Here is a 16600-nt window from a genome sequence, read left to right on the forward strand (position 1 = left end):
TCCCTGCTGATGCTGGCGAATGCTGCGATCATTCCCTCCACGCCCGATCTCGGCAAGGCCGAGGGCCGCTGTCGGCCGGACGAGGCAGGCTCCTCCTTCGAAGTGCAGGTGAAGGGCCTGAAGGACCGCATCGGCACCCTCAAGCTGGAAGTCTACCCGGCCAACAACACGGACTTCCTCGCCGACGACAACGTGCTGGTGAGCGCGGGCAAGACCTTCCGCCGCGTCGAGGTGCCGGTCCCCGCCAGCGGCCCGGTGCGCCTGTGCGTGCGCGTGCCCGGCCCCGGCGACTACGCGGTGAGCCTGCTCCACGACCGGGACGGCAACCGCAAGTTCGGCTGGCGCATCGACGGCATCGGTTTTGCGGGCAATCCCCGACTGGGCTTCAGCAAGCCGAGCGCCGAGAAGGCCAGCGCGTCGGTCGGCAGCGGGCCGAAGACTATCTCCATCGTGATGAACTACCGTCGCGGGCTGGGCGTGGCCCCGCTGGCGTCGAAGTAAGGGGCGCGCCATGAGGATCGTTGACGTCTGCGCCTTCTACACGCCCAAGGGCGGCGGCGTGCGCACTTATGTGGAGCAGAAGCTGCGCGTCGGCGCGGCGCTGGGCCACGAGATCATCATCCTCGCACCGGGGGACGAGGACGCGGTGATCGAGCGCGGCCCCAATGCCCGCATCATCACCCTGAAGAACCCGCGCTTCCCGCTCGATCGCAAGTACTGGTACTTCGCCTCGGCGCCACAGCTTCACGCCGCGCTCGACGAACTGCAGCCGGACTTCGTCGAGGCCGCCTCACCCTGGCGCAGCGCGCGTCTCGTCGCCGATTGGGCGGGCGATGCGCCGCGCAGCATGATCATGCATGCCGATCCGCTTTCCGCCTATGCCTACCGCTGGTTCGGACAGGTCTTCGCGCGGCGCACGATCGACTGGCAGTTTTCGGTCTATTGGGACCACTTGCGCCGCCACAGCCGCAGCTTCGACCATGTCGTCTGCGCCAATTCCAGCCTGACGCGGCGGCTGGCGGACGGGGGTGTCGCCAATACGGTGACGGTGCCGATGGGCGTGCAGCCCGGCCGTTTCTCCCCGCAGAACCGCGATCCCGTCCTGCGCGCGCAGTTGCTGGCCGCCTGCGATCTGCCTGAAGACGCACGCCTGCTGCTGGGCGTCGGCCGACTGGCGGCGGAAAAGCGCTGGCCGCTGGTGCTCGATGCGGTGGCCTCGGTCTCGCGCGACCGGCCGGTCGGCTTCGTGCTGTTCGGCGAGGGGCGCGAGCAGCGCACCGTGCTCAAGCACATCGCCGGCAACCCGCACGTCCGCCTGTTCGAGCCCGAGCGCAACCCGGATACGTTCGCGCGGGTCATCGCCAGCGCCGACGCGCTCGTCCACGGCAGCGAGGCGGAGACTTTCTGCATGGTCGCCGCCGAGGCCCGCGCCAGCGGCGTGCCGATCGTGGTCCCGGACGAGGGCGGCGCGGTCGACCATGCCGCGAACGGCGGCGGCCTCACGTACACCGCCTGCGACCCGGCGGCAGCGGCGCGTGCGATCATAGAGGTGCTGTTCGAGCGCGAGCATCACCCGCAAGTCGCCCGCACCAGCGACGATCACTTCGCCGACCTCTTCGCCCTCTACGAGACGAGCGTGCGGCGCGAGCGCCGCGCGGCGTAAGCCAAAGCCGTCGTCATTGCGAGCGTAGCGAAGCAATCCAGAGCAGTATTAAGCCGCCCTGGATTGCTTCGCTACGCTCGCAATGACGAAGTGGGAGGGAGAATGGGAAGGCTTACTTCTCGTCCCCGCACTGGGTCATCGGCACCGAGACGTAGTCAAGCTTGACGTCCGAGACGCTGAGGTCCGCCGCGCCGGTGGATTTCAGCACCAGCGGCGCGGTGACGCTCGCCATGTCCGCGCCGCGCGCGGCGAAGCACTTGAGCGGGATGGCGAGGCGCCCCCACTGGCCCGGTGCCGTGGCCGAGAGGGCGCCGGTGACCGGCACGCTCGCCAGCTTGCCGCCGCTGAGGAACCCGGCCGTCAGCGCGCCCGAGGGCTTGCCCTCCAGCCGGTACTCGAAGACGAGGCTGATCTCGCCGTTGCTTTCACGCGAGAGGTCGAAGGGGCGCGGGGCGGTGAAGGCTACGCTGCCGGGGCCATTGAAGGTCAGGCGCCTGGCGTCCTCCTGCGCGCGGTGGTCGACGCCCGACTGGCGCACACCCTCGGCGGCGATCTCCCAGCCCGGCGGGGTCTGGCCGCGTTCGAAGAAGACGGTGGGGGCGGCCTGCTCCAGCCCGGCGGGGCGCGTTTCGTCCAGCTTTCCGACCTTTCCGGGCGCGGCATACGTCAGGCCGTATCCGAAGGGGAACAGCGGATCGTAGTTCGGATCGCGGCGGTTGAGGACGTACTGGTCGGGGCGCTTGGGCCAGGAGAAGCTGAGCTTGCCATGGAAATCGTATTTCGGCTTGCCGTCCTTGCCCGCGAACAGCACGTCGGCGACGCCGCCCCCCTCGCTGCCGGGCAGGAACGCCGCGACGAAGGCGTCGGAGGCGTTCAATTCGGCATTCACCCAGAGCGGACGGCCCGAGAGGAACACCGCCACCACCGGAATGCCCGCCGCCTTGAACCCCCGCAGCATTTCGAGGTCGTGCTTGTCGCCGGGGCTGTATTCGAGGTTGGGGATGTCGCCCTTGAACTCCGCATAGGGCTTCTCGCCGAAGACCATGATGGCGACGTCGGGCTTCTTCGCGAACTGGCCGTCCGGCGCATACGTCGCGGTGCCGCCGGCTGCCTTCACGGTTGCCTCGATGCCCTTCCAGATCGACTGGGCATTGGGAAAGGCGGAGTTGGGCACGTCGATGCCCTGCCAGGTGATCGACCAGCCGCCCGCCTGCTGGCTGATGCTGTCCGCCGCCGCGCCCGCGACGAGGACATTGGCGGTGGGCTTGAGCGGCAGCACGCCCTCGTTCTTGAGCAGCACCATGGACTCGCGCACCGCCTTGCGTGCGACCGCACGGTTCTCGGGGGAGGCGATGTTGGCGAACTTCGCGGCATAGGCGCGGCTGGAGGGACGGCCCCGGTCGAAGGTGCCCGCGCGCAGCTTCACGCGCAGGATGCGGCGCACCGCATCGTCGAGGCGGGCGGCGGAGATGGTGCCGTCCTTCGCTTCGCGCAGGGTGTTGGCGTAGAGCGTCTTCCACGCCGGGCCGGAATACATGAACATGTCGAGGCCCGCATTGATCGCCTGCGGACAGTCCTCGTTCGAACAGCCCCGGACCTGCCCGTGGCTGTTCCAGTCGCCCACCACGAAGCCGTCGAAGCCCATGCGGTCCTTCAGCACGTCGGTCAGCAGTGACTTGTTGCCGCTCATCTTCTCGCCGTTCCAGCTGGAGAAGCTGGCCATGACCGACTGCGTGCCCGCCTCGATCGCGGCGGGGTAGCCGCCCAGATGCACGTCGCGCAGCACCTGTTCGGAGACGCGCGTGTCGCCCTGGTCACGGCCGCCGGTGCCGCCGTCGCCGAGGAAGTGCTTGGTCGTGGCGATCAGGCGATCGGGGGCGAGGAAGCCCCTGGTGCCGACCTTGCCCTGCACGCCCTCGATCATCGCGCCGGCATAGTCGGCGGCGACTTCGGGCTCCTCGGAATAGCTTTCGTAGGTGCGGCCCCAGCGGTCGTCCTGCACCACCGCGAGGGTGGGGGCGAACGTCCAGTCGAGGCCCGCCGCCGCCGTCTCCAGAGCGGTGACCTTGCCGATCTCGCGGATCAGGTCGCGGTCGCGCGCGGCGCCGAGGCCGATGTTGTGGGGGAAGAGGGTGGCGCCGACGATGTTGTTGTTGCCGTGGACGGAATCGGTGCCCCAGATGATCGGGATCTTCGGACCGGGCGCGGCCATCGAGGCGTCGTAGTATTCGTCCGCCAGCTTCAGCCACTTGGCGGGCGGGGCGTATTCGTCGTCGTAAGGGCCGGAGTTGCCGCCGTTGAGCACCGAGCCGATGCGGGTTTCGCGCACTTGCGCGGGCGTGATCGAGCCGATGTCCACCTGGATCAGCTGGCCGACCTTGTCCTCGACCGACATGGTCCCCAGCAGCGCCTCGACGCGCTTCTCCACCGCCGGATCGCGCTGCGGCTGGGCCTTGACCTGCGGCCAGAGGTCCGGGTGCGCGATCGAGGCAGGGGGCTGCTGGTTCTGCTGCTGGCTTTGGGCCGCCAGCGGCGCGGCGAGCAGGCCCAAGGCAAGGGCGGCGAGGGAGATGCGTGCCAGAGAGACATGGGATACGGCGGTCATAGGGCGTCCTTACCTGATGATTGGGTCGCGATCATGGCCGAACGTGGCCGGGGAGGGGGCGGCGACGGGCATATTTGCCGCGCCGCCGCCCGGGGTGACCGCGCGCACTCGCGGAGGAGGTGCGGCGCGCGCGGTCACCGGGGGGGGGCTGGTGTCTTCCTTCCCACCTCTCCCCATTCCCCACCGCTCATCCTGAGCCTGTCGAAGGATGGGAGCACAGCGCCCAGCCTCGGGGGCTTCGACAAGCTCAGCCTGAGCGGGTGGAGAGGAGGAAGAAGGGGGGGAGAGGGTGACAAGGATCAGAAGCTGGCCTTCGCCCGCACGCCCCATGTGCGCGGCGCCTGCAGGTTGGACAGGAACACCGGGTCATAGCGCGGCGTGCCGAAGGCGCTGGCGTTGGTGCGGATCTTCTTGTCCTCGATGTTCATGACGAACGCCTCGACCGAGTACTTCTGGTCCGCCGACGTGAAGCGCAGCGAGGCGTCCGAGCGGAAGTACGCCTTCTGGCGATCCCAGTCGGTGCCGTTGGTGCCCCGGTTCGGCATGTTGTCGGCCGGATCGTTGGCGTTGACGAAGGGGTTGGCGTCGCCGTTGAAGTAGCTCAGCCAGCTGGCGGTTTCGTAATGCGTGGTCAGGCGCGGGGTGATCGTCGCGCCACTGGCCATCACGAAGTCGTGCTCGTAGCTGGCGGTCGCCGAGAAGCGCGGCGCGTGGGCCAGTTCGTTGCCCTTGAGCTGCACGATCGAGGAGGCCTTGCCGCCATCGTAGAGCCGCCCGTCGACGCTTTCCAGATCGTCCATCTTGGTCTTCTGCAGGGTGCCGGAGAACTGCAGGCGATCGTTGGGTGTGAAGTTGGCGGTCAGTTCCGCTTCCAGACCATATGCCTTCGCGCCCTTGGCGTTCTGGGTGATCATCTGGCTGCTGGTGACGTTGCCCTCGTCGTCGCGGAAGGTGACGGCCTGGTTGACCTGATAGCCTTTGAAGTCGCTGTAGTAGGCGGCAAGGTTCAGGGTGATCATGCGGTCGAGGAAGCGGCTCTTGAGGCCGACTTCGTAGTTGGTCAGCGTCTCGGGATCGGTCAGCCCCGCGTTGTCCTGGATGTTGCCCGACTTGAAGCCGGTGCTCACGCTGGCATAGCCCAGGACGTCCTCGGCCAGATCGGCGTCGACGCGGGCGAGGTAGGTGAGCTTGTCCCACTTGCCCTTCACGTCGTTGCTGGAGATCGAGAAGCCCGGCAGCAGGTTCACCAGTTCCTCGGCGGTGGCGCCCGGATAGGCGCCGAAGATGCCCGCCTGGCAGGCGCCGCCGGGTGCGAGGTCGGCCGGGGTGCAGCCGTCGCCCGAATAAGTCACGTTGCGGCCGCCGATGTCCTCCTTCTTGTCGGAGGTGTAGCGCAGGCCGCCGGTGACGCGGATCGCGTCGGTGGCGTGCCAGACGACTTGTCCGAACGCCGCGCGCGAATCGATCTGGCGGTTGGCCTGGATGAAGCTGCCCGCCCAGCTGAAGGTGCCGTCGCGGTAGCCGTTGCGCTGGTCGATGTCGAAGCGGATGCGGTTCTTCTCGTGGCTGTAGTAGGCGCCGAGAATCCAGTCGAACGTCTGCTCGCCCGAGGATTTCAGCTGCACTTCGTGGCTCTGGAAATCATAGCGCGAGGACAATGTGCGGTTCTCGCCGAAGGCGCCGAGCGGCAGGTCGTTGCCGCTGGTGTCGACTTCGCCGGTCGGGGGCAGGGCGCCCGCGTCGGCGTCGGTCTGGGTCGAGCCGCCGATGCGCGACCAGCCGGCGATGTAGCTCAGCTGGATGCCGTCGGTGATGTCGTAGTTCATCGTGCTGCGCACCGCGGCCGAATAGCGGTCGGTGTCGGGCGCGGTGTCGGACAGGGTGGACCAGCGCTTGGTGCCCGCGCGCGGGGTTTGCAGCAGGCCGATGACCGGGGCGCCGGTGTCCCAGAAGCCCTCGGCCGACAGGTTCCAGCTGAACCTGTCGCTCGGCTGCCATAGCAGCGAGCCGCGCAGGGACTTCTGGTCGGCGGCGTAATACTTCTTGCCGCTGGTGACGAAGGCCGACTTGTTGATGCCGGCGATGTCGGGGGCGGGCTGGTAGTCGGCATAACCGTCGTGGCGGTCGCTGACGAAGGCGACGCGGGCGGCCAGCGTGTCGGTGATGGGGATGTTGATGGCGCCGCGAATGCCGAGGCGGTCGTAGTTGCCGCCGGTCACTTCCACGTTGCCTTCGAACACGCCCAGCTTCGGCTTGGCCGAGATCAGGCTGAGCGCGCCGACGGTGGCGTTGCGGCCGAACAGTGTGCCCTGCGGCCCGCGCAGCACTTCGACGCGCTCCATGTCGTACATCAGCACCGATGCGCCCTGCGAGCGCGGCGAATAGATGCCGTCGACGTAGATCGCCACTTCGGGGTCGGCGACTTCGGTATAGGCGCTGTCGTTGCCGATGCCGCGCAGCGTGAGGAGCACCGCCGACTGGTCGCCCTGCTGGTTGAACTGCAGCGAGGGGACGAAGCGGGCGAGGTCGGTCACGTCCTTGACCTGCTGCTTGTCGAGCTGCGCCTGGCCGAAGGCGGAAACCGCGATCGGGGTGGACTGCAGCGTCGTCTCGCGGCGGGTGGCGGTGACGATGATGTCACCGTCGGACGCCTGCGGAGCGGCTGACTGCGGGGCGCCTTGAGGCGCGGCGTCCTGGGCTTTGGCGGTGGTGGTCATGCAGAGTGCAGCCGCGAGCGCAGTGCTCGCGATAAGCGCGTTGCGTGTCATCTCTCTCTCCCTGAAGCAGACCTTCGCTGCTTTCCGGCGCCTCGTAGACCAAAGCTTGACAACGTTGTCAACATTGTTTCTGACATCGATGTCAAATCGTGATATGGACGGCTGCAGCTTTCCCGGCAGAGGCAAGCGCGTTAAGGATGCCCCGCATATATGACAGCCCTGATGGCGAAGACCCCGACTTCCTTGGAAAAAACCGATGCGCCTACGCTGCTGTTCCGGCTGTCGGTGGGGGTGTTCTTCATCGGCGGGTTCCTGACCTCGTCGGTGAGCCTGCTGGTGCCGCAACTGAAGCTGATGCTGGCGCTCGACTACGCGCAGGCGTTCCTCGTCCAGCTGGCCTTCCATGCGAGCTACCTGCTGTTCGCGCTGCCGATTACCGCCTTCATCGTCGCAGCCGGCTACATCCGCGCGATCGCGGCGGGGCTGGCGGTGATGGCGGCGGGCTGCGCCGCGCTGGCGGTGGCGCAGGGGAGCCTGTCCTTCGCGCTGGTGCTCGGCGCGCTGCTGCTGCTCTCGGGCGGGCAGACTTTCCTGCAGATCGCATCGAACACCGTGGTCACCGTCATCGGTCCTTCGCGCGGCGCGGCGCGGCGGCTGACCTTGCTGCAGGGGTTCAACTCGCTCGGTACTGTCGCCGGACCGCTGGTAAGCGCCCCGTTGCTGCTGGCGCAAGTCGAGCGCGGGCACGAATGGCGACCGGCGGCGACGCTGCCGTTCGTCCTGACCGCGCTGGTGACCGCCGTGCTGGCGCTCGCCTATGCCCGCCACCGCAAGGCGCTGGAGACGAAGCACACCGGCGAGGGCTTCGTGCCGACGCACCGTCTGTTCAGCGTGCTCTCCGAATCGCGGCGGCTGCGCTGGGGAACGGCGGCGATCTTCGTCTACGTCGGCGCCGAAGTGACCATCGGCGGGCTGCTTCCCAGTGTCCTGATGCGGCCTGACCGCCTCGGCGTGAGTGCGGTGACGGCGGGGCAGCTCGTGGCGCTCTATTGGGGCGGGGCGATGGTCGGCCGGTTCGCCGGTGCATGGGGCATGCGGCGCGTTTCGGAGGCGCGGATGCTGCTCTGTGTGTCGCTTGGTGCCGTTGTGTGCACGTTGGGTGCCGTTGGGTGCCCGGGCATAGCGGGGGCGGCGATGCTGGTTTCGGTGGGGCTGTGCAACGCGATCATGTACCCGACGATCTACGCCATGGCGCTGCCGGAGGACGCCCGCGCGGCTCCCGTTGCCTCGATGTGGCTGTGCATGGCGGTGGTCGGCGGGGCGCTGGTGCCGGTGTTGACGGGGATCGTCGCCGACGGGGCGGGCCTGCTCGCATCGCTGGTCGTTCCCGCCGCCTGCTACCTTCTGATCGCCGGATTCGCGGCAGTTTTCCGGGAGAAACGGGCATGAAGACGGTCACCATCAAGGACGTCGCCGCCCGCGCCGGAGTCTCCCCCAAGACCGTCTCGCGGGTCATCAACGGCGAGGACCACGTCCGCCCCGAAATCCGCGAGGCGGTACAGCGCGTCGTCGCCGAACTGAACTACCGCCCCAACGCCTTCGCCCGCAGCCTGTCGAGTTCGCGATCCTACCTGCTCGGCCTGTTCATCGACGATCCGGTCTCCGGCTACGCGGCCGAAGTCCAGCACGGCGCGCTGCTGCAGTGCCGGGAACGCAGCTACCACCTCGTCGTAGAGCCGGTCGATCTCAGGCGCCCAGGCTGGCAGGAGCAGGTGCGGGGCAGCCTGTCCAGCTTGCGACTCGACGGCGCCATCGTCGCTCCGCCGATCTGCGATGATGGCGAGCTTCTGAGTGTATTTGACGAAGCGGGCGTGCCCTACGTGCTGATCGCCCCTTCCCACCCGCCGAAGGGCTCGGGCGCGGTCTGGATGGACGATCGGGCGGCGGCGAGGGAGATGGCCGAATACCTGCTGTCGCTGGGGCATCGACGCATCGCCTTCATCCAGGGACCGGAGAGCCACAGCGCCTCGGCCAGACGCGAAGAGGGATTCCGGGCGGCGCTTCATCATGCCGGTCTGGTGGTGGACAGCCGCGCGGTTCTGAGGGGCGATTTCAGCTTCCGCTCTGGCCTGGAACTCGGCGAGGTGCTGCTCGACCTGCCCGAAGCGCCCAGCGCGATCTTCGCCTGCAACGACGACATGGCGCTCGGTGCAATGATTACGGCGATGAAGCGGGGAATTGCGGTCCCGGACGCCTTGTCGATTTGCGGTTTCGACGATGTTGCCTCGTCACGGGCGGCCTGGCCCCAGATCACGACGATTCGCCAGCCCAACGCGGAAATGGCGGCGGCGGCGGTCGATATTCTCGTCGATCCCGCTTTCCGCAAGGACAGTGCGCACCTGGCGTTCCGGTTAATGCTGGCGCATGCGATGATCGTTCGCGGCAGCACGGGGCCTGCCTGATCGGCGGCCTTCCCATGCTGCCATGCGATGAGCGGCGCTCAGTTCACCCGGCGACGGTGCTTTCCGCCATAGGTCTTGCCGCAATAATTATCGAGTTCGCGCATCTCGGTCGCCGCTGCTGCGGCAAGGGCAGCGGTGCAGGGCAGGTTCTTTTCGGTTTCGGCGATTCGGGCCTCTACGCGGTCGCGCAGTTCCTCGATGTCAGCACGCGACAATACATTCTTCTCACGCAGATAGCAGATCAGGCTCTGAAGCAGGATCATCGCCTTTTCGCCGGAATCAACTTCACTGTTCTCGATCATCATGTAGTCCTCTCGAGCAGCCATTCGGCCAGCGTTGAGGGCAGGATGATACAACCGCGAAACAATGTCCAGCGCATCAAAATAGCAGTATTCTACCGTCACAATCGTTTGTGCGGCGCAACATTCGTAAAGTGTGGAAGGTCACTTCTCCAGCGCATTGACTTCCTGTCGCAGCAACTGCCCGAGGCGGGCATGCAGCGTCTCGTGATCGCTCCCGGGAGAAAGTTCGCGCAGCGCCACCATGCCCCACGACATGGCAATGATGAAGTCGGCCACGGTCGATTGACGCTCGGCTGGCGCTGCGGGCGCAAGCGATCCCAACGCCGCGCCGAGGCTGTCGCGAAGGCGGCTGTCGACTTTGGTGTGCATCTGGTTGATCGCCGGATTGCGGCCTACTTCGGCAAGCAGTTCGCACATCAGCCGGCGGTCCTCGCAATCCGGCTCCTCGAAGCCGACGCGCTCGATCCAGGCGAGAATGGCGTCGCGGTCGTTGGCGGCAACCGCCGTGCTCAGCGTTTCCTCGTCCAGCCAGGTCGTGATCTCGGATTCGCAGATGGCAGCGATGATCGCTTCCTTGTTCGCGAAGTCACGATAGATCTGCCCTACGGCGATCCCGGAAGCCGCAGCAATCTGCGCCATTCCGGTCTGATGGAACCCTTGCTCGACAAAAAGGTTACGCGCGATGTCGAGAAGGTGTTTTCGACGTGCGGCCGACTTGGCGGCTCGGGGGCGGTCCAATGCAGTCTCTTTGGTCATTTCCCTGTCCGACTTGCTTTTTATGTTGCGACGCAATAGGTGTCGCGCGAATCATGAGTGAACGCTCACTCACGCTTTAACCCTCTTGGCGGATTAACTCCATGAAAAAGATCGCTCCGGCCCTAGTGCTGATTCTCTCCGCCTGTGGAGGAGGACAGGAGCAGCCTCCCGCGGGACCGCCCGAGGTCGGCGTGGTCACCGTGCGCGAGCAGTCCGTCACGCTGAGCAACGAATTGCCGGGGCGCACCAGCGCTTACGAGAGTTCGGACGTGCGCCCGCAGGTCAACGGCCTGATCGTCGCGCGGCTGTTCACCGAGGGTGATCAGGTGAGGGCCGGGCAGCCGCTCTATCGTATCGATGGGGCGCCCTATGAAGCGGCGGCGGCGAATGCGCGCGCGGCTCTGGCCCGCTCGCGCGCAGCGATTGCATCGAGCGACGCGCTGGCCCGTCGCTATGGTGAACTGGTGAAGATCAATGCGATCTCGCGGCAGGACTATGAGAATGCTATAACCAGCGCGCAGCAGGCGCGCGCGGACGTTTCGGCGCAGCAGGCGCTCCTGCGGTCCGCCGAGATCGACCTTGCGCGCACGACCATCCGCGCGCCGATTTCCGGCCGCATCGGTCGCTCGACTTACACCACGGGCGCGCTCGTCTCGGCCTCGCAGACCGATGCGCTGACCACGATCCAGCGGCTCGATCCGATCTTCGTCGACATCCAGCAGTCCAGCGCCGACGTGCTGCGCCTGCGTCAGCAGCTGCTTGCCGGAGACCTGACGAGCGCCAGCGGCAACGTTAAGGTGAAGCTCAAGCTGGAGGACGGCAGTACCTATCCGCAGGAAGGCGTGCTCAAGTTCACCGACGTGAGCGTCGATCCGACGACGGGTAGCCAGATCATCCGGGCGCAGTTCCCGAACCCGAGGGGCCTGTTGCTCCCTGGCATGTACGTGCGAGCCGAGTTCGCGCAGGCGACCAAGGCAAACGGCCTGCTGGTCCCGCAAGTCGCCGTGTCGCGTGACGAGAGGGGCAATCCGACCGTCCTCGTCATCGGTGCGCAGAACAAGCTCGAGATGCGCCCGATCACTGCGCCGCGCACGGTCGGCGACAGCTGGCTGGTGACCGGCGGCCTCAAGGCGGGTGACAAGGTCGTCGTTGATGGCGCGCAGATGCTGCGTCCGGGCGTGCCGGTAAAGCCGGTCGCGCCCCAGGGACAGGCCCAGCAAGGCGGCAAGCCCGCTGCGGGGCAGCCCGCCTCCGCGAACAAGGGGCAGTAAGCCGCCATGTCACGCTATTTCATCGACAGGCCCATCTTTGCGTGGGTCATCGCCATCGTTCTGATGATGGCGGGCATCATCGCCATCCGCAGCCTGCCCGTGGCCCAGTTCCCCGAGATCGCACCGCCCACGGTATCGATCTCCGCGACTTATCCCGGCGCCGATGCGGAAACGCTTGAGCGTACGACGACGCAGATCATCGAGCAGCAGCTCAAGGGCATCGACAACCTGCGCTACTTCTCGGCCGCGTCCTCCTCGGCGGGCACGGTGACGATCACCCTGACCTTCGAGCAGGGCACCGATCCCGACATCGCGCAGGTGCAGGTCCAGAACAAGCTGCAGGCCGCCACGCCGCTGCTGCCGCAGGAAGTGCAGCGCCAGGGCGTGCAGGTGCAGAAGTCGGCAGCGAGCTTCCTGCTCGTCACCGCGATCTATTCCGAAGACGGCAGCCATTCGGCCAACGACCTTTCGGACTACCTCGTCAGCCAGGTGCAGGACCCGGTCAGCCGCATCAACGGCGTGGGTGAACTGCAGATCTTCGGTACCCAGTACGCCATGCGCATCTGGGTCGATCCGCTCAAGCTGCGCAGCTACGACCTGACCATCGCCGATGTCACCACCGCGATCTCGGCCCAGAATGCGCAGGTTTCGGCGGGTCAGATCGGCGCTCTGCCGGCCCCCAAGGAGCAGATGCTCAACGCTACCGTCTCGGTTCAGTCGCGCCTGCAGACGCCCGAGGAATTCGGCAACATCCGCCTGCGCTCGACCCAGGGCGGCGCGACCGTGCGCCTGCGCGACGTCGCCCGCGTCGAACTCGGCGCGGAGCTTTACGGTTTCGATACCCAGTTCAATGGCAAGCCCGCATCGGGCTTCGGCGTTCGCCTCGCCTCCGGCGCCAACGCGCTCGACACCGTCGATGCGGTCAAGGCCGAAGTGCAGAAGATCGCCAAGAACTTCCCGTCGGATGTGAAGGTGGCCTTCCCCTACGACTCGACGCCGTTCGTGCGGCTGTCGATCGAGCAGGTGGTGCACACCCTCGTCGAGGCGGTGGTGCTCGTGTTCCTCGTCATGTTCCTGTTCCTGCAGAACTGGCGCGCGACGCTGATCCCGACGATCGCGGTGCCGGTGGTGCTGCTCGGCACCTTCGGCGTGATGTCGGTGCTCGGCTACTCGATCAACACCTTGACCCTCTTCGGCATGGTGCTCGCCATCGGCCTGCTGGTCGATGACGCGATCGTCGTCGTCGAGAACGTCGAGCGACTGATCCAGGAAGAGCATCTTTCCCCCAAGCAGGCGGCGCGCAAGTCGATGGACGAGATCAGCGGCGCGCTGGTCGGCATCGGCATGGTGCTGTCGGCGGTGTTCCTGCCGATGGCGTTCTTCGGCGGATCGACTGGCGTGATCTATCGCCAGTTCTCGATCACCATCGTCTCGTCGATGGCGCTCTCGGTCATGGTCGCGTTGATCCTGACGCCGGCGCTTTGCGCCACCATCCTCAAGCCGCACCGGAACGACGAGCATCAGGGCAAGGGGCTGCTGGCGCGCTTCTTCCGCTGGTTCAACGACAAGTTCGACCGCGGCACCGAGAAGTACCGGGGCGGCGTACGTCGCACCGCCAATGGCTGGAAGCGCTCTGGCCTCGTCTACCTGCTGATCGTGGGCTGCATGGTGTTCCTGTTCACGCGCCTCCCCGGCGGCTTCCTGCCGGACGAGGACCAGGGCGTGGTCATCGCGCTCGTCCAGGGGCCTTCGGGCGGAACCCTGCCGCGCACGCAGAAGGGCCTCGACCTCGTCAACAAGCACTTCCTCGAGGATGAGAAGGCGAACGTCGTATCGGTGTTCACGATCAACGGCTTCTCCTTCTCCGGTCAGGGCCAGAATGCAGGCATGGCCTTCGTGATGCTGCGTGACTGGAAGGACAGAAGCGGGGCGGAGAACCGCGCACCGGCGATCGTCGGGCGCGCGATGGGGGCTTTCTCCAAGTACCGCGATGCGATGATCTTCGCGCTGACCCCGCCTGCGGTGCAGGAACTGGGCAACGCCACCGGCTTCGACATGTGGCTGGTCGATGAGACCAACATGGGCCACGACAAGCTGCTGGCAGCGCGCAACCAGCTGCTCGGCATGGCGTCGCAGGACAAGCGCGTGGCGCAGGTCCGTCCGGTCAGCCTCGACGATGCGGCGCAGCTCGACGTCAAGATCGACCAGGACAAGGCGGCTGCGCTTGGCCTTGACCTCGCCGCGATCAATTCCGAGATCGGCACCGCCTGGGGTGGTTCCTACGTCAACGACTTCCTCGACCGTGGCCGTACCAAGCGCGTCTATATCCAGGCGGACCAGCAGTATCGCTCTTCGCCAGAGGCTCTTTCGAACCTCTACGTACGAGGCACCAGCGGCCAGATGGCGCCGTTCAGTGCTTTCTCCGAACTGTCGTGGAAGAAGGCGCCGGTGATTCTCACGCGCTACAATGGCCGTCCCGCCATGCAGCTTCAGGGCGCGCCGGGCCAGGGCCTGAGCACCGGCGGCGCGATGCAGGCGATCGAGGAGATGCAGCAGAAGCTGCCCGCAGGCACCGGCATCGAATGGACCGGCCTGTCCTACGAGGAGCGCCTTTCGGGCGGTCAGGCGCCGATGCTCTATGCATTGTCGCTGGCGATCGTGTTCCTGTGCCTCGCGGCTCTGTACGAGAGCTGGTCGGTGCCGATCGCGGTCATGCTGGTGGTGCCGCTGGGCGTCGTCGGCGCGCTGTTCGCCGCCTGGCTTACGGGGCTCGGCAACGACATCTACCTGCAGGTCGGCCTGATCACCACGATCGGCGTCTCGGCCAAGAACGCGATCCTCATCGTCGAGTTCGCGGAGGAGCGCGTACAGTCCGGCATGAACGCCTTCGACGCGGCGATGGAAGCGGCAAGGCTGCGTCTTCGTCCGATCCTGATGACCTCGCTGGCCTTCGTCTTCGGCGTGCTGCCGTTGGCGGTCTCGACCGGCGCGGGTGCGGGCGGCCAGAACGCCATCGGCCGCGCGGTGGTGGGCGGCATGCTCTCCGCCACAATCTTCGCGATCTTCTTCGTGCCGATGTTCTTCGTGGTCGTCGCTCGCCTGTTCAAGCACGGGCAGACCGACCGCAAGCCGACGAACACCGACGATGAGCCTTACGCTGACGGCGCCCACGGCGCGGCACCGCAGGAAAGCTGAACATGAAAAAGTCGATCCTCATCCTGCTCGCCGGCACCACGCTGCTTGCCGGGTGCAACCTTGCCCCCAAGTACGAACGACCGGCCGGCGCCGTCCCGGTGGCGCTGCCGCAGGGCGGCGTCTACCCGGCCGCCCCGACCGATGCGCAGGACGTCTCGCGCATCGGCTGGCGGGACTTCTTCCTCGACGACAGGCTGCGGCAGGTCATCGAGGCGGGCCTTGCCAACAACCGAGATCTGCGGATCGCGGCGGGCAACGTCCAGCAGGCGCGGGCGCAGTACCGCGTCCAGCGCGCCGACCGGTTGCCCACGGTCAATGCCACCGGCACCGCGACTTACACCAACAACCTGATGGGTGCCGGTGCGGCCGGTGGTACGGGTGGCAGTTCGGACATCGAGATCTATCAGGCGACCGTGGGCCTTTCGGCCTTCGAGCTCGACCTGTTCGGCCGTGTCCGCAACCTGTCGCGCGCCGCGCAGGAACAATACTTCGCCAGCGAGGAAGCCCAGCGTTCGACGCGCATCAGCCTCATCGCCGAGATCGCCAATGCCTGGCTGACGATGGCCTCGGACAGCGAACAGCTGCGCCTCTCGCGGGAGACGGCCAAGGCGTTCGAGAAGACGCTGGACCTCACCCGCGCGCAGTTCCGCATCGGCACCGGCTCGGAACTGGAAGTGCGGCAGGCGGAGACCAGTTACCAGAGTGCTGTCAACGACATCGCCGCGCTGGAAACCAGCGTGGCGCGGGATCAGAACGCGCTCAACCTGCTGGTCGGCACCACCGTCGCGGCGGAACAGCTCCCCACCGGCTTCGGCACCGAGCCGATGACCCGTGACGCACTGCCGGGTGACGTGTCCTCCGAAGTCCTGCTGCGCCGCCCCGACGTGCTGCAGGCCGAACACCAGTTGATCGCCGAGAACGCGAACATCGGCGCCGCGCGCGCGGCGTTCTTCCCGACGATCTCGCTGACCGGCACGCTCGGCACGCTGAGCACCGCGCTCGGCGGCCTGTTCAAGGACGGCAGCTACACTTACACCGGATCGCCCAGCGCCTCGCTGCCGCTGTTCGACTTCGGGCGCCGCTCGGGCAATCTCGAGTACGCCAAGGCGTCGCAGAAGGTGGCCGTCGCGACTTACGAGAAGGCGGTCCAGACCGCGTTCAAGGAAGTCTCCGACGCGCTTGCCCAGCGTGGTCGCATCGGCGACCAGATCCGTGCGCAGACCACGCGCGCCGAGGCTGCGGGCGTGGCGGCAAAGCTGTCCGACGCGCGGTTCCGTTCGGGCGTGGATTCGTTCCTGACCACGCTCGACGCGCAGCGCACCGCCTACGGGGCCGAGCAGGCGCTGGTCACCACGCGGCTGACGCAGGCCAGCAATCTGGTGGAGCTATATCGCTCGCTGGGCGGCGGCCTGGAGGAAACCACCCCGGTCGGCGGCGAACAGCCCGCCCGTTAACCCCTTGGTCCCGGTGAGAGCCGGGATCGCGGACGGTCCTTGCGCACCACCCCACCGAGCCGGTGTGCGAGGGCCGTCCGTGCCCGCTGGGCATGACGAAGTGTGTCGATCGTCCCAATTTTGCGCCTTAGGCACTCGACAGGCGCGCCCGAACCGTGTTGTGGGAGCAGCGAAT

11 protein-coding genes are annotated in these 16600 nt (G+C 66.8%); 7 read left to right on the forward strand and 4 right to left on the reverse strand.

What is annotated here, in order from left to right; translation table 11 throughout:
• Positions 1-9: 9 nt before the first annotated feature.
• A complete protein-coding gene (locus QRN25_RS20295) occupies positions 10-501 on the forward strand; it encodes a DUF2141 domain-containing protein (protein WP_271182151.1) in 492 nt (163 codons plus the stop codon).
• Between the two features lie 10 nt (positions 502-511).
• Positions 512-1663: a glycosyltransferase gene (locus QRN25_RS20300; RefSeq protein WP_285021072.1), complete on the forward strand. Its 1152-nt coding sequence runs from the start codon at positions 512-514 to the stop codon at positions 1661-1663.
• 112 nt (positions 1664-1775) lie between these two features.
• On the opposite strand, the gene QRN25_RS20305 is transcribed toward QRN25_RS20300, so the two are convergent.
• Both QRN25_RS20305 and QRN25_RS20310 read right to left on the reverse strand, forming a co-directional pair.
• On the reverse strand, positions 1776-4268 hold the full coding sequence (locus QRN25_RS20305; protein ID WP_285021074.1) for a glycoside hydrolase family 3 protein: 2493 nt from the start codon (positions 4266-4268) through the stop codon (positions 1776-1778).
• 299 nt (positions 4269-4567) lie between these two features.
• Positions 4568-7036: a TonB-dependent receptor gene (locus QRN25_RS20310; RefSeq protein WP_285021076.1), complete on the reverse strand. Its 2469-nt coding sequence runs from the start codon at positions 7034-7036 to the stop codon at positions 4568-4570.
• A 159-nt stretch (positions 7037-7195) separates the two neighbouring features.
• On the opposite strand from QRN25_RS20310, the gene QRN25_RS20315 reads away from it, so the two are divergent.
• The gene (locus QRN25_RS20315) at positions 7196-8434 is read left to right on the forward strand and encodes an MFS transporter (RefSeq protein WP_285021078.1); all 1239 of its coding nucleotides are present in this window, start codon (positions 7196-7198) and stop codon (positions 8432-8434) included.
• Complete coding sequence (locus QRN25_RS20320) at positions 8431-9447, forward strand: LacI family DNA-binding transcriptional regulator (RefSeq protein WP_285021080.1); 1017 nt, start codon at positions 8431-8433, stop codon at positions 9445-9447. The genes QRN25_RS20315 and QRN25_RS20320 overlap by 4 nt, the downstream gene beginning before the upstream one ends.
• Before the next feature lie 38 nt (positions 9448-9485).
• Here the strand turns inward: QRN25_RS20320 and QRN25_RS20325 are convergent, their stop codons facing one another.
• Complete coding sequence (locus QRN25_RS20325; RefSeq protein ID WP_285021081.1) at positions 9486-9752, reverse strand: hypothetical protein; 267 nt, start codon at positions 9750-9752, stop codon at positions 9486-9488.
• Positions 9753-9890: 138 nt separating this feature from the next.
• Positions 9891-10505: a TetR/AcrR family transcriptional regulator gene (locus tag QRN25_RS20330; RefSeq protein ID WP_285021082.1), complete on the reverse strand. Its 615-nt coding sequence runs from the start codon at positions 10503-10505 to the stop codon at positions 9891-9893.
• Positions 10506-10606: 101 nt separating this feature from the next.
• Between QRN25_RS20330 and QRN25_RS20335 the strand changes: the two genes are divergently transcribed.
• The 3 genes from QRN25_RS20335 to QRN25_RS20345 are packed head-to-tail and all read left to right on the forward strand — an operon-like array spanning position 10607 to position 16425.
• Positions 10607-11776 (forward strand): efflux RND transporter periplasmic adaptor subunit, encoded by a 1170-nt coding sequence (locus QRN25_RS20335; RefSeq protein ID WP_285021083.1) that lies wholly within the window; start codon positions 10607-10609, stop codon positions 11774-11776.
• 6 nt (positions 11777-11782) lie between these two features.
• A complete protein-coding gene (locus QRN25_RS20340; protein WP_285021084.1) occupies positions 11783-14971 on the forward strand; it encodes an efflux RND transporter permease subunit in 3189 nt (1062 codons plus the stop codon).
• Positions 14972-14973: 2 nt separating this feature from the next.
• On the forward strand, positions 14974-16425 hold the full coding sequence (locus QRN25_RS20345) for an efflux transporter outer membrane subunit (RefSeq protein WP_008832096.1): 1452 nt from the start codon (positions 14974-14976) through the stop codon (positions 16423-16425).
• The last annotated feature ends 175 nt before the right edge of the window (positions 16426-16600 follow it).

This window comes from Novosphingobium sp. fls2-241-R2A-195 (assembly GCF_030209485.1).
Classification (GTDB): Bacteria; Pseudomonadota; Alphaproteobacteria; order Sphingomonadales; family Sphingomonadaceae; genus Novosphingobium; species Novosphingobium resinovorum.

Coding starts and splice junctions, on each gene's coding strand:
- QRN25_RS20295 (WP_271182151.1), top strand. CDS start 10: ATGCTGGCGAATGCTGCGATCATTCCCTCCACGCCCGATCTCGGCAAG.
- QRN25_RS20300 (WP_285021072.1), top strand. CDS start 512: ATGAGGATCGTTGACGTCTGCGCCTTCTACACGCCCAAGGGCGGCGGC.
- QRN25_RS20305 (WP_285021074.1), bottom strand. CDS start 4,268: ATGACCGCCGTATCCCATGTCTCTCTGGCACGCATCTCCCTCGCCGCC.
- QRN25_RS20310 (WP_285021076.1), bottom strand. CDS start 7,036: ATGACACGCAACGCGCTTATCGCGAGCACTGCGCTCGCGGCTGCACTC.
- QRN25_RS20315 (WP_285021078.1), top strand. CDS start 7,196: ATGACAGCCCTGATGGCGAAGACCCCGACTTCCTTGGAAAAAACCGAT.
- QRN25_RS20320 (WP_285021080.1), top strand. CDS start 8,431: ATGAAGACGGTCACCATCAAGGACGTCGCCGCCCGCGCCGGAGTCTCC.
- QRN25_RS20325 (WP_285021081.1), bottom strand. CDS start 9,752: ATGATGATCGAGAACAGTGAAGTTGATTCCGGCGAAAAGGCGATGATC.
- QRN25_RS20330 (WP_285021082.1), bottom strand. CDS start 10,505: ATGACCAAAGAGACTGCATTGGACCGCCCCCGAGCCGCCAAGTCGGCC.
- QRN25_RS20335 (WP_285021083.1), top strand. CDS start 10,607: ATGAAAAAGATCGCTCCGGCCCTAGTGCTGATTCTCTCCGCCTGTGGA.
- QRN25_RS20340 (WP_285021084.1), top strand. CDS start 11,783: ATGTCACGCTATTTCATCGACAGGCCCATCTTTGCGTGGGTCATCGCC.
- QRN25_RS20345 (WP_008832096.1), top strand. CDS start 14,974: ATGAAAAAGTCGATCCTCATCCTGCTCGCCGGCACCACGCTGCTTGCC.